Origin of the sequence: Streptomyces sp. NPDC002088 (assembly GCF_040296605.1) — a bacterium.
In the GTDB taxonomy this organism is placed as follows: Bacteria; Actinomycetota; Actinomycetes; order Streptomycetales; family Streptomycetaceae; genus Streptomyces.
The window spans coordinates 207,476-219,024 of the sequence record NZ_JBEOXO010000009.1 but is presented as its reverse complement, the minus strand read 5'-3'; the positions used below and the strand labels follow the sequence as shown (position 1 = coordinate 219,024).

At 70.1% G+C, this 11,549-nt stretch carries 11 protein-coding genes and 1 tRNA gene; 9 read left to right on the top strand and 3 right to left on the bottom strand.

The window, feature by feature from the left end:
- Window positions 1-105: 105 nt before the first annotated feature.
- Entirely contained in the window at window positions 106-2,865 is a 2,760-nt protein-coding gene (locus tag ABT114_RS21485; protein WP_351144402.1) for a penicillin acylase family protein, read from the top strand.
- Between the two features lies 1 nt (window position 2,866).
- On the opposite strand, the gene ABT114_RS21480 is transcribed toward ABT114_RS21485, so the two are convergent.
- The gene (locus ABT114_RS21480; protein WP_351144536.1) at window positions 2,867-3,448 is read right to left on the bottom strand and encodes a 5-formyltetrahydrofolate cyclo-ligase; all 582 of its coding nucleotides are present in this window, start codon (window positions 3,446-3,448) and stop codon (window positions 2,867-2,869) included.
- Between the two features lie 132 nt (window positions 3,449-3,580).
- Here ABT114_RS21480 and galU point away from each other — a divergent pair, with 132 nt between their 5' ends.
- The 7 genes from galU (at window position 3,581) to ABT114_RS21445 (ending at window position 9,222) form a co-directional block, all read left to right on the top strand.
- Complete coding sequence (gene galU / locus ABT114_RS21475) at window positions 3,581-4,483, top strand: UTP--glucose-1-phosphate uridylyltransferase GalU (RefSeq protein WP_351144401.1); 903 nt, start codon at window positions 3,581-3,583, stop codon at window positions 4,481-4,483.
- Between the two features lie 5 nt (window positions 4,484-4,488).
- Complete coding sequence (gene glp, locus ABT114_RS21470; RefSeq protein WP_351144400.1) at window positions 4,489-5,811, top strand: molybdotransferase-like divisome protein Glp; 1,323 nt, start codon at window positions 4,489-4,491, stop codon at window positions 5,809-5,811.
- A 131-nt stretch (window positions 5,812-5,942) separates the two neighbouring features.
- Entirely contained in the window at window positions 5,943-6,455 is a 513-nt protein-coding gene (gene moaC / locus ABT114_RS21465; RefSeq protein ID WP_351144399.1) for a cyclic pyranopterin monophosphate synthase MoaC, read from the top strand.
- On the top strand, window positions 6,452-6,967 hold the full coding sequence (locus ABT114_RS21460; protein ID WP_351144398.1) for a MogA/MoaB family molybdenum cofactor biosynthesis protein: 516 nt from the start codon (window positions 6,452-6,454) through the stop codon (window positions 6,965-6,967). Before moaC ends, ABT114_RS21460 begins: the two co-directional genes overlap by 4 nt.
- Window positions 6,968-6,993: 26 nt before the next feature.
- On the top strand, window positions 6,994-7,620 hold the full coding sequence (locus ABT114_RS21455) for a GNAT family N-acetyltransferase (protein ID WP_351144397.1): 627 nt from the start codon (window positions 6,994-6,996) through the stop codon (window positions 7,618-7,620).
- Window positions 7,621-7,792: 172 nt separating this feature from the next.
- Entirely contained in the window at window positions 7,793-9,031 is a 1,239-nt protein-coding gene (sepX, locus tag ABT114_RS21450; protein ID WP_351144396.1) for a divisome protein SepX/GlpR, read from the top strand.
- 117 nt (window positions 9,032-9,148) lie between these two features.
- Window positions 9,149-9,222, top strand: a tRNA-Ala gene (locus tag ABT114_RS21445).
- 79 nt (window positions 9,223-9,301) lie between these two features.
- Here ABT114_RS21445 and ABT114_RS21440 read toward each other — a convergent pair.
- Window positions 9,302-9,778 (bottom strand): GNAT family N-acetyltransferase, encoded by a 477-nt coding sequence (locus ABT114_RS21440; protein ID WP_351144395.1) that lies wholly within the window; start codon window positions 9,776-9,778, stop codon window positions 9,302-9,304.
- Between the two features lie 68 nt (window positions 9,779-9,846).
- Here ABT114_RS21440 and ABT114_RS21435 point away from each other — a divergent pair, with 68 nt between their 5' ends.
- Window positions 9,847-10,650, top strand: coding sequence for an exodeoxyribonuclease III (locus ABT114_RS21435; RefSeq protein ID WP_351144394.1), 804 nt, complete (start codon window positions 9,847-9,849; stop codon window positions 10,648-10,650).
- 115 nt (window positions 10,651-10,765) lie between these two features.
- On the opposite strand, the gene ABT114_RS21430 is transcribed toward ABT114_RS21435, so the two are convergent.
- On the bottom strand, window positions 10,766-11,386 hold the full coding sequence (locus ABT114_RS21430; RefSeq protein ID WP_351144535.1) for a MerR family transcriptional regulator: 621 nt from the start codon (window positions 11,384-11,386) through the stop codon (window positions 10,766-10,768).
- Window positions 11,387-11,549 lie beyond the last annotated feature (163 nt).

The window sequence follows — 11,549 nt, the reverse complement described above, 5'->3', positions numbered from 1 at the left end:
GTGCTGGTTCCCGACTCCGCGTCAAGCGGCTCAGGGCCCTGCGCCTATGGTTGCTCCAGCACTCCAGGACCGCCTGCCGCTCGCGTTAGGACAGCAAGGACAGCGATGCCCCCCAACACCACCGCCACAACGGGTGACAAGCCCGGCAAGTCCGGCAGGAAGAAGGGGCGCAAAGGCCGCCTCGTCGTGCTCGTACTGGTGCTGGCCGTCATCGGAGGCATCGCTTTCGGGGCGTACTGGTCCATCAGCACCGTCCGTGCCTCCTTCCCGCAGACGACGGGATCGATCACGCTCGACGGCCTCTCGGGACCCGTCGACGTCAAACGTGACGGTTACGGCATCCCGCAGATCTACGCCTCCTCCGACGAGGACCTGTTCATGGCGCAGGGTTACGTCCAGGCGCAGGACCGGTTCTACGAGATGGACGTGCGCCGTCACATGACCTCCGGGCGCCTGTCGGAGATGTTCGGCAAGAGCCAGGTCAAGAACGACGAGTTCCTGCGCACCCTGGGCTGGGACCGGGTCGCCAAGAAGGAGTACGACGAGACCCTGTCGGCTTCCACGAAGAGGTACCTCCAGGCGTACGCCAAGGGAGTCAACGCCTACCTCAAGGGCAAGGACGGCAAGGACATCTCCCTGGAGTACGCCGCCCTCGGGTTCACCAACGACTACAAGCCCCAGGAGTGGACCCCGGTCGACTCGGTCTCCTGGCTGAAGGCGATGGCCTGGGACCTGCGCGGCAACATGCAGGACGAGATCGACCGCGCCCTGATGACCAGCCGCCTCAGCGCGAAGCAGATCGCCGACCTGTACCCGGAGTACCCGTACGGCCGGAACAAGGCGATCGTCCAGGAGGGTCAGTACGACGACCTGACCGGGACCTTCGAGCAGGGCAGCGGCACGAGCGGCTCCGGCAGCGCGTCCACGAGCGGTACGGGCACCTCCACCTCCACGTCCGGGACGGCGCTGCAGAGCCAGCTCTCGGGCCTCTACAACGTCCTGGACGACCTCCCCACGGCCGTCGGCGTGAACGGCAACGGCATCGGCTCCAACTCGTGGGTCGTCTCCGGCGCCCACACCATCACCGGCAAGCCGCTGCTGGCCAACGACCCGCACCTGTCGGCCTCGCTGCCGTCCGTCTGGTACCAGATGGGCCTGCACTGCCGCACGGTCTCCAGCAAGTGCCAGTACGACGTCACCGGCTACACCTTCGCGGGCATGCCCGGCGTGGTCATAGGTCACAACCAGGACATCGCCTGGGGCATGACCAACTCCGGTGTCGACGTCACCGACCTCTACCTGGAGAAGCTCAGCGGCGAGGGCTACCTGTACGACGGCAAGGTGGAGCCCTTCAAGACCCGCCCGGAGACGATCAAGGTCGCCGGCGGCGCCTCCAAGAAGATCGTCGTCCGGGAGACCAGCGACGGGATGCCCCTGCTGTCCGACCGTGACGACGAACTCGTGAAGGTCGGGGAGAAGGCAACCGTCGACACCGAGGCCCCCGACCGGGGCGACGGCTACGGCATCGCACTGAAGTGGACCGCCCTCGAAGCGGGCACCTCCATGGACGCCGTGTTCGCGATGGACAAGGCGGCCGACTGGAGCGACTTCCGGGCCGCGGCCAAGAAGTTCGACGTGCCGTCGCAGAACCTGACGTACGCCGACAAGACCAACATCGGCTACACCCTGCCCGGAAAGATCCCCACGCGCGCCAAGGGCGACGACGGCTCCATCCCGGCGCCGGGCTGGGACTCCACGTACAAGTGGACCGGCTACATCGGTCCGGACGAGCTGCCGTACGAGTTCAACCCGAAGCGCGGCTACATCGTCACCGCCAACCAGGCCGTGATCGACAAGGACAAGTACCCCTACACGCTCACCACGGACTGGGGCTACGGCACCCGCAGCCAGCGGATCACCAGCCTGATCAAGGACAAGATCGCAGGCGGCGGCAAGATCTCCACCGACGACATGCGCCAAATGCAGCTGGACAACAGCAGCGAGATCGCCAGCAAGCTGGTCCCGACGCTGCTCAAGATCGACGTCGATGACCCGGACGTCCGCGAGGCGCAGAAACTCCTCGAGGACTGGAACTACACCCAGGACGCCGACTCGGCGGCCGCCGCCTACTTCAACTCGGTCTGGCGCAACATCCTCAAGCTCGCCTTCGGTAACAAGCTGCCCAAGGAGCTGCGCGTCAAGGGCCAGTGTCTGCTGGTCGATCCGGTCGACACCACCGCTCCCGCGGACGACACCACCAAGGTGCGTGAGTGCGGCCAGCGCGACGCCGACCAGGCGCAGCCGGACGGCGGCGACCGCTGGTTCGAGGTGGTGGGCGAGCTGATGGACGACGAGAACAGCCATTGGTGGACGACGCCCAAGTCGGGCACGCGCCCCGGAGCGACCGACAACCGCGACGACCTGTTCCGGCGCGCCATGATCGACGCCCGCTGGGAGCTCACCGCCAAGCTCGGCAAGGACCTCGACACCTGGAGCTGGGGCCGGCTGCACCGCCTGTTCCTGAAGAACCAGACCCTGGGCACCGAGGGCCCCGGCATCCTGCAGTACGTCCTCAACCGCGGTCCCTGGAAGCTCAGCGGCGGCGAGGCGGCGGTCAACGCGACCGGCTGGAACGCCGCCGGCGGCTACGGCGTCGTATGGGTGCCGTCGATGCGGATGGTGGTCAACCTTGACGACCTCGACAAGTCGAAGTGGATCAACCTCAGCGGCGCCTCCGGACACGCCTACAGCGCGCACTACACCGACCAGACGGACAAGTGGGCCGACGGCGAGCTGCTGCCCTGGTCCTTCTCGAAGGACGCGGTCGACGACAGCACGAGCGACACCCTTGTGCTGAAACCGTGAGTCAGTCCTTTCCGAAGCGGCGCACGGCCGACGGTGTCACCACCGCGTGGACCGGCCGGTCGTGCGCCTCTTCGGGGACGTGCGCGACGACCTCGGAGTCGTAGAGGAGCACCACGAGCGCGGGGTGTACGCCCGCGCGCTCCAGGCGGGCGAGCACGCGGTCGTACGAGCCCCCGCCGCGCCCCAGGCGCATGCCGCGCGCGTCGACGGCGAGCCCCGGCAGGAGCACGACGTCGGCGGTCGTCACGGCGTCCGGGCCCAGGCGTTCGCCGGCGGGTTCCAGCAGCGCCATCTTTCCGCTGTGCCGCACGCGCGCGAGGGAGCCCGCACCGGCGTACGCGCCCCAGTCCAGATCGTTGTCGGGCAACAGCGCCGGGAGCAGCACCCGCACGCCTCGCGTGCGCAGCGCGTCCAGGAGCGCGAGCGTTCCGGGTTCGCTCCCCACGGAGACATACGCCGCCACCGTGCGGGCCTGCGCCAGCTCGGGCAGCTCCAGCGCCCGCTCCGCCAGCACGGCCGCCGCCTCCCCTACGTCAGCCGCCGTCAACCTGCTTCTCACCTCGAGGAACTCTCGCCGCAACATACGCTTGTCAGACTCGGCCTTGGGTCTGCTGTGACTCACGTGAAGCTCCCGTAAGTTTCAATTGCGCTCATATGAGCATGAATTAACCGGAGCCTCAGATTCACGGCCAAGGCACCGGATAAGGTGGCGGCCATGACCCAGTCGCACCCCAGGATCAGCAAGGCTGTCATCCCCGCAGCCGGCCTCGGTACCCGGTTCCTGCCGGCAACCAAGGCCACTCCCAAGGAGATGCTGCCCGTCGTCGACAAGCCGGCGATCCAGTACGTCGTCGAAGAGGCCGTGTCCGCCGGTCTCGACGACGTCCTCATGATCACGGGCCGCAACAAGCGCCCGCTCGAGGACCACTTCGACCGCAACTACGAGCTCGAGTCCGCCCTGCAGAAGAAGGGCGACGCCGACCGGCTCGCCAAGGTCCAGGAGTCCAGCGACCTCGCGACCATGCACTACGTGCGTCAGGGCGACCCCAGAGGCCTCGGCCACGCCGTCCTGTGCGCGGCCCCGCACGTAGGCCACGAGCCCTTCGCCGTCCTGCTCGGCGACGACCTCATCGACCCCCGTGACCCGCTGCTCAAGCGCATGGTCGAGGTGCAGGAGCAGCGCGGCGGCAGCGTCGTCGCGCTCATGGAGGTCGCGCCCGAGCAGATCCACCTCTACGGGTGCGCGGCCGTCGAGACCACCGAGGACGGCGACGTCGTCAAGGTGTCCGGCCTGGTCGAGAAGCCCGACGCGAAGGACGCCCCCTCGAACTACGCGATCATCGGCCGCTACGTCCTCGACCCGCACATCTTCGACATACTGCGCACCACGGAGCCGGGCCGCGGCGGCGAGATCCAGCTCACCGACGCCCTCCAGCAGTTGGCGCAGGACGAGAAGGTCGGCGGACCGGTGCACGGCGTGGTCTTCAAGGGCCGCCGCTATGACACCGGAGACCGTGGCGACTACCTGCGTGCCATTGTCAGACTCGCGTGCGAACGTGAGGACCTGGGCCCGGACTTCCGGACCTGGCTTCGCAGTTACGTCACCGAGGAGATGTAGCAACCTTGAGCAGCGCCGCGCCCCGCACCACCGGCCAGGACCAGATCTGGTCGGTGGACGAGCACCTGGAGGACATCCTCGCCACCGTCCGCCCCCTCGAACCCATCGAGCTTCAGCTCCTCGAAGCCCAGGGCTGCGTCCTGGTCGAGGACGTCACGGTGCCGGTGTCGCTGCCGCCGTTCGACAACAGCTCCATGGACGGGTACGCGGTGCGGGTCACGGATGTCGTGGGCGCGAGTGAGGAGTTCCCGGCCGTCCTGGACGTCGTCGGGGACGTCGCGGCGGGCCAGGCCGACCTGCTCCGGGTGGGCCCCGGCCAGGCCGCCCGCATCATGACGGGCGCCCCGCTGCCGCCCGGCGCCGAGGCCGTCGTCCCCGTGGAGTGGACCGACGGCGGGCTCGGCGAGGGGCCGGTCAGCGGGATGCGCGCCCGCAGCCTCGCCCCCGAGGGTGCCTCCGGGCAGGTGCGCGTGCACCGGCCCGCCGAGGCATGCGCACATGTGCGTGCGGCGGGCAGCGACGTGAAGGCGGGCGACCGCGCCCTGGAGGCGGGCACCGTCCTCGGGCCGTCGCAGATCGCCCTGCTCGCCGCGATCGGCCGCGGCACGGTCCGGGTGCGCCCACGCCCGCGCGTGGTCGTCATGTCCACCGGCAGCGAGCTCGTCCAGCCCGGCGAGGAGCTGGGCAGCGGCCAGATCTACGACTCCAACAGCTTCGCCCTCACCGCGGCCGCCCGCGACGCCGGCGCGATCCCCTACCGGGTGGGCGCCGTCGCCGACGACGCCGAGACCCTCCGCTCCACCATCGAGGACCAGCTCGTCCGCGCCGACCTCATGGTCACCACGGGCGGCGTCAGCGTCGGAGCGTACGACGTCGTCAAGGAAGCGCTGTCGCACGTCGGCGACGAGGACGAGGCGGGCAGCGGCATCGACTTCCGCAAGCTCGCCATGCAGCCCGGCAAGCCCCAGGGTTTCGGCACCATCGGCCCCGACCACACCCCGCTGCTGGCGCTGCCCGGCAACCCGGTGTCGTCGTACGTCTCCTTCGAGCTGTTCGTGCGGCCGGCGATCCGCACCCTCATGGGGCTCGAGGACGTCCACCGGCCCACCACGCGCGCGACGCTCACCGCGGACAAGGCGCTGACCTCGCCGAAGGGGCGCAGGCAGTTCCTTCGCGGCACGTACGCCGACGGCGCCGTCAGGCCGGTCGGCGGTGCCGGATCCCACCTGGTCGCCGCCCTCGCGCATGCCGACGCACTGATCGTCGTCCCCGAGGACGTGACGTCCGTCGAGCCCGGCAGCGACGTACAGGTGGTCCTGCTCGGCTGAGCCCACGCGCGCGTACCTGCTCGCAGGACGGTCCTGCCCCGTTGCGCGCCCCGGCTTGGCGGTACCGTGTCGCGCACAACAGGCCCCCCGTGCGCCGCACCGCGCCGGGCCCGGACCAGGAGCGCAACACCATGACTGTGCCTTCCCGGGGGGAGACCCCCGGACCCCCTGTGCAGGACCGACTGACGCACATCGACGACGCGGGCGCCGCCCGCATGGTCGACGTGTCCGACAAGGACGTCACCGCGCGCACCGCCCGCGCCAGCGGCCGCGTCCTCGTCTCGCCCCGCGTGGTCGAACTGCTGCGCGGTGAGGGGGTGCCCAAGGGCGACGCCCTGGCGACCGCGCGGATCGCGGGCATCATGGGAGCCAAGCGCACCCCCGACCTGATCCCGCTGTGCCACCCCTTGTCGGTGTCCGGTGTGAAACTGGATCTGTCGGTCGCGGACGACGCCGTGGAGATCCTGGCCACGGTGAAGACGACGGACCGCACGGGCGTCGAGATGGAGGCCCTCACCGCGGTCTCCGTCGCCGCGCTCACCGTGATCGACATGGTCAAGGCGGTCGACAAGGGAGCGGTCATCACGGACGTACGGGTGGAGGAGAAGACGGGCGGCAAGTCGGGCGACTGGAGCCGGACATGAGCGGCGGCCCCTACCGTGCGCTGGTCGTGACCGCCTCCAACCGCGCCGCCGCGGGCGTCTACGAGGACCAGGGCGGTCCGCGGATCGCCGACGGCCTCAAAGACCTCGGGTTCGCCGTCGACGGGCCGCAGGTCGTCCCCGACGGGGATCCGGTGGAGGAAGCGCTGCGCGCCGCCGTGGCGGCCGGGTACGACGTCGTCGTCACCACCGGCGGCACCGGCATCTCACCCACCGACCGCACCCCCGAGGCGACCCGCCGGGTGATCGACTACGAGGTGCCGGGCATCGCGGAGGCCATCCGGGCGTTCGGACGGGAGAAGGTGCCCACCGCGGCGCTCTCCCGGGGCCTGGCCGGAGTGGCGGGGCGGACGCTGATCGTCAACCTGCCGGGTTCGACCGGCGGGGTGAAGGACGGACTGGCCGTCCTCGAACCCCTGTTGGTCCACGCCGCCGACCAGATCCGCGGCGGCGACCACCCCAGGCCCGGCGCCAGTCATGGGGGTGCGAGCTGAACAGCCCGTCCTGGCCTGTCGAGCTGGTGGACGGCGATGTCGTCCTCCGGCCGATAAAGCTGCGCGACCAGCGGATGTGGCGCGAGGTCAACCGGCGCAACCGTGACTGGTTGCGCCCCTGGGAAGCGACCATTCCGCCGCCCACGCCCAGCGGGCCGATCGCGCACCGGCCGACCTACCGCCAGATGGTCCGGCACCTGCGTTCGGAGGCGAACGCGGGCCGGATGCTGCCGTTCGTCATCGAGTACCAGGGGCGGCTCGTCGGGCAGTTGACGGTCGCGGGGATCACCTGGGGCTCGATGTGCTCGGGGCACGTCGGCTACTGGGTGGATCAGTCGGTGGCCGGCCGCGGGGTGATGCCGACGGCCGTGGCGCTCGTCGTGGACCACTGTTTCCGGACCGTCGGACTGCACCGCGTCGAGGTCTGCATTCGGCCCGAGAACGGACCGAGCCGCCGGGTCGTGGAGAAACTCGGATTCCGCGAGGAGGGGCTCAGGCCCCGTTATCTCCACATCGACGGCGCCTGGCGCGACCACCTGGTCTTCGCGCTCACGGCGGAAGAAGTCCCGGAGGGCCTGCTGAGCCGCTGGCGGCGCACGCGTCCGCAGAACGTTCCTCGGGACCAGGGAATCCCGCACAGCCCGGGAAATTGAATAAATGTTCGAAATTGATCGGCCGGTGACCGCCTGGGGGCATTAAATTCGTACCCCGGGCGGCTTGCTGATCGCATCGGTCACAAAAAAAGCTCGAAATATCAGCCGGATCGTGCGACACACCGGCTCAATTGGCGGATGGCCTCACGCAAACCCCTCTACCGTGTGAGTTGTGAGCAGCAGCGGCCTCATCTACGCAGTCATTGTCGGGGCCTGGGCCGCCTACTTGGTGCCGATGTGGCTCCGTAGGCAGGACGAGCTGAACGAGGCCCGTCCGACGGAACGCTTCAGCACCGCCATCCGGTTGCTGTCCGGACGGGCGGGCATGGAGCGCCGATACGCCAAGGACCTGCGGGCGCGCTCCACCGAAGAGGGGGAGCCCGACGCCGGCGTTCCGGACGCCGTCACCGACTCGGTGGACGTCCGGGCCTTCGCCATGCCTCCGACCCGCCCACAGGCGCAGTCGGTGGTACCGGCGCAGGCGCCGGAGCGCGCGGAACCGACACGTGAACCGGTGCGCGAACCGGCGCGCAAACAGCAGTCCGCGTCGGCCCCCGAACCCTCCGGCGCGCCGGAGCGAAAGCGGGTGCCGGACGACCGGCGCTCACCCTCGGCACAGGCGGCCGCAGCGCGAGCCCAGCGCTCGAAGGCGCTTGCGCGCCGGAGGCGTACGACCGTCATGCTCTTCATCGGGTTCACGCTCGGCGCGATCGTCGCGGCCGTCGGGGGGCTCGCGTTCCTGTGGGCGCCCGGCGTGCCCGCCGTGCTGCTCAGCGCGTACATCGGCTATCTGCGTGCCCAGGAGCGCCGGCGCTTCGCCTTCCAGATGGACCGGCGCCGCGCCGAGGTCGCGGCGCAGCGGCTGCGGGAGCGTGCGCGCCAGCCGCGCCGACGCGCGGCCGTGGACACCGGCGAGCATGCCGAGACGGCCGCTGACGAACCCGAGGAGGGGTACGAGGCGGAAGGGGATCCCGGGCTGTCGGCGCTCGCCGCCGACCGGCGCGCGCTCGTCGAGCAGACCGACCATGCGGAGTGGGTCGACCAGCAGCGGGAGCGGCAGCGGCGGCCGGGCCGCGGAGAGAGCTGGGAGCCGGTACCGGTGCCGTTGCCGACGTACGTGACCGCCCCGGTCGCTCCCCGGGCGACGGCCGACGTGGATCTCGGGGCGCCGGACGCGTGGAGTTCGGCACGGTCGAGTTCCGTCGCGCGGGAGCCGGAGTCCGGGACCGACGGCGCTGCCGCGGCGGGCGAGGAGCCCGCCGGCGCCGGGCAGGCGGAGGAGAAGGACGACGTGGGCGGGCGGAGCGATGCCCGCCGGGCCGCGTCCGCTCGCCGGTCCCGGGAGCGCGGACGTACGCCGTTGTTCGACCAGTACGAGGACGGCGGCCGCCCCCGGGCCGCCAACGAGTGAAGCTCTGCGGGGACGGCCGCGTGTGCCCCCCGTCTCACCTGCGTGGTGTCCGCACGGGGCCCCGGGAACGGATTTCCAAGCACGCCGATCGGGATGCTAGAGTTTCACTCGTTGCAAGGGCCTGTGGCGCAGTCCGGTAGCGCACCTCGTTCGCATCGAGGGGGCCAGGGGTTCGAATCCCCTCAGGTCCACTGCATCACGAGATCCCGCCCAGTTCATCGAACTGGGCGGGATCTCTTGCGTTCTGAGGAGTCGGTACCCGACTGTCGGCTACAGCGCCTTGGCGTAGCAGCGGCTCGACTCGTGGAAGCGGTAGTGGCCGAACTTCGTGCACGGCTCGTAGCCGCTGGAGGTGTAGAGGCCGATGGCCTCGGGCTGCTCGTCGCCGGTTTCCAGGACCATGCGGACGCGGCCGGCCGTGCGGGCGTCCTCCTCCAGGGCGGCGAGCATCCGGCGGGCGAGACCGCGACCGCGTGCCTCGGCGACGACGTACATGCGCTTGAGCTCGGCGTCGCCGTCCTCGTTGCCCTCGGCGTTCTTGTCCTGGGTGCGCCAGCCGCCCGTGGCGAGCGGTCTGTCGCTCTCGTCGTACGCGATCAGATATACGCCGTTCGGTGGCTGGAAGTCCGAGACGTCCAGGGGCGTGGCGTCGCCGCCGTCGCCGTAGCGCACGTGGTACTCGGCCTGGACCTCGTCGTTGAGCTTGACGGCGTCGGGGTGGTCGAAGGAAACGGTGCGTATATTCATGCCGCTCACTGTACATGTATGCAGAATCGAAATCCGGACTCCGTCCAGTGTGCCGGTATCGTGCCCTGGTGCTGACTGTGACCTCTGTGAACGTGAACGGGCTTCGGGCTGCCGCCAAGAAGGGCTTCGTGGAGTGGCTGGCGGGCACCTCCGCCGATGTGCTCTGTCTCCAGGAGGTGCGCGCCGAGCCGCAGCAGCTGCCCGAGCACGTGCGCGCCCCGGAGGGCTGGCACGTCGTGCACGCTCCGGCCGCGGCCAAGGGGCGCGCGGGCGTCTCCCTCTACACCCGGCGTGAGCCCGACGCCGTCCGGGTCGGCTTCGGGTCGGCCGAGTTCGACGGCAGTGGACGGTATGTCGAGGCCGACCTGCCGGGCGTCACGGTCGCCTCGCTCTACCTGCCCTCCGGTGAGGTCGGCACGGAGCGGCAGGACGAGAAGGTCCGCTTCATGGGTGAGTTCCTCGCCTACCTGAAGGAGTTGCGCGAGCGCGCCGCCGCCGACGGGCGCGAGGTCGTCGTCTGCGGCGACTGGAACATCGCCCACCAGCAGGCCGACCTCAAGAACTGGCGGGGCAACACCAAGAACTCCGGCTTCCTGCCGGAGGAGCGGGAGTGGCTGGGGCGAGTCCTCGACGCGGAGGAGGGCGGGTACGTCGACGTCGTACGGGCCCTGCATCCGGACGTGGAGGGGCCGTACTCGTGGTGGTCGTACCGGGGGCGGGCCTTCGATAACGATTCAGGTTGGCGCATCGACTACGAGATCGCGACACCCGGGCTGGCGGCGAAGGCCGTCAAGGGGCTTGTCGAGCGGGCTGCCACGCACGCCGAGCGGTGGTCCGACCACGCGCCGGTGACGGTGGTCTACGACCTCTGAGCAGCCTTGGCGCCCCGTAAGGGGCGCGGGGCTGTGCCGATATGCGGCTCCGCCGCGTGGGCGCGACCAGCCCCCACCGGCCCGCAGGATCGTCACCGCGCTTCGGGCGGAGCGCTTAGTCCCGCTTGCGCAGGCGCCGGTCCAGCGCAAGGGACAGTTCCGCCTCCACCACGCTGCGGGCCAGTGGGCGCAGACGTTGGAGGTTTTCCTCGGGGCCGTGGCGCAGGATCAGGTCGGTGAAGAGTTCCGCCAGGGCGTCCGCGTGTTCGCGGACCTGCTTGGCCGCGGCCAGGACCTCCGCGAGCGGGATGCCCTCGCGGACCAGGGTCGAGGAGACGTCCAGCAGGCGGCGGCTGATGTGGACGATCTCGTCGCCGTCGGTGCCGAGGTAGCCGAGGTCCAGCGCGGCGGCGAGGTTCTCCGGGGTGACCTCGCCCTCGAAGCGGGCGGCGAGTTCCTCGGGGGTGAGGTGGACCGGCTCCTCTTCGGTGGGGGTGTCGAGGCCGATGAGCTCGGCGACGTCGCGGCCATGGTCGAGGGCGTCCGCCAGTTCGGCGATCCCGTTGAGGGTGTGGCCGCGCTCCAGAAGGGCTGAGATGGTCCGCAGGCGGGCCAGGTGGCTGTCGTCGTACCAGGCGAGACGGCCCTCCCGGCGCGGTGGGTGGATCAGCTTGCGCTCGCGGTAGAAGCGCAGGGTGCGCACTGTGATCCCGGCCTGCCTGGCCAGCTCCTCCATGCGGTATTCACGCTTGTCAGCCACGCCCGCACCCTATGTCGTACTGCCGGTAACTTTCCTCGTCCGGCCCCTACCGCTCGGTACGCGGCTGATCTACAGTCCGACCGTGCCAGTGTTCACTGGCACGGTCGTAGGGGCAGAGTCGTAAGGCTTGGAGGTGTGT

Coding starts and splice junctions, on each gene's coding strand:
- ABT114_RS21485 (WP_351144402.1), top strand. CDS start 106: ATGCCCCCCAACACCACCGCCACAACGGGTGACAAGCCCGGCAAGTCC.
- ABT114_RS21480 (WP_351144536.1), bottom strand. CDS start 3,448: ATGTTGCGGCGAGAGTTCCTCGAGGTGAGAAGCAGGTTGACGGCGGCT.
- ABT114_RS21440 (WP_351144395.1), bottom strand. CDS start 9,778: ATGAATATACGCACCGTTTCCTTCGACCACCCCGACGCCGTCAAGCTC.
- galU (WP_351144401.1), top strand. CDS start 3,581: ATGACCCAGTCGCACCCCAGGATCAGCAAGGCTGTCATCCCCGCAGCC.
- ABT114_RS21430 (WP_351144535.1), bottom strand. CDS start 11,386: ATGGAGGAGCTGGCCAGGCAGGCCGGGATCACAGTGCGCACCCTGCGC.
- ABT114_RS21460 (WP_351144398.1), top strand. CDS start 6,452: ATGAGCGGCGGCCCCTACCGTGCGCTGGTCGTGACCGCCTCCAACCGC.
- moaC (WP_351144399.1), top strand. CDS start 5,943: ATGACTGTGCCTTCCCGGGGGGAGACCCCCGGACCCCCTGTGCAGGAC.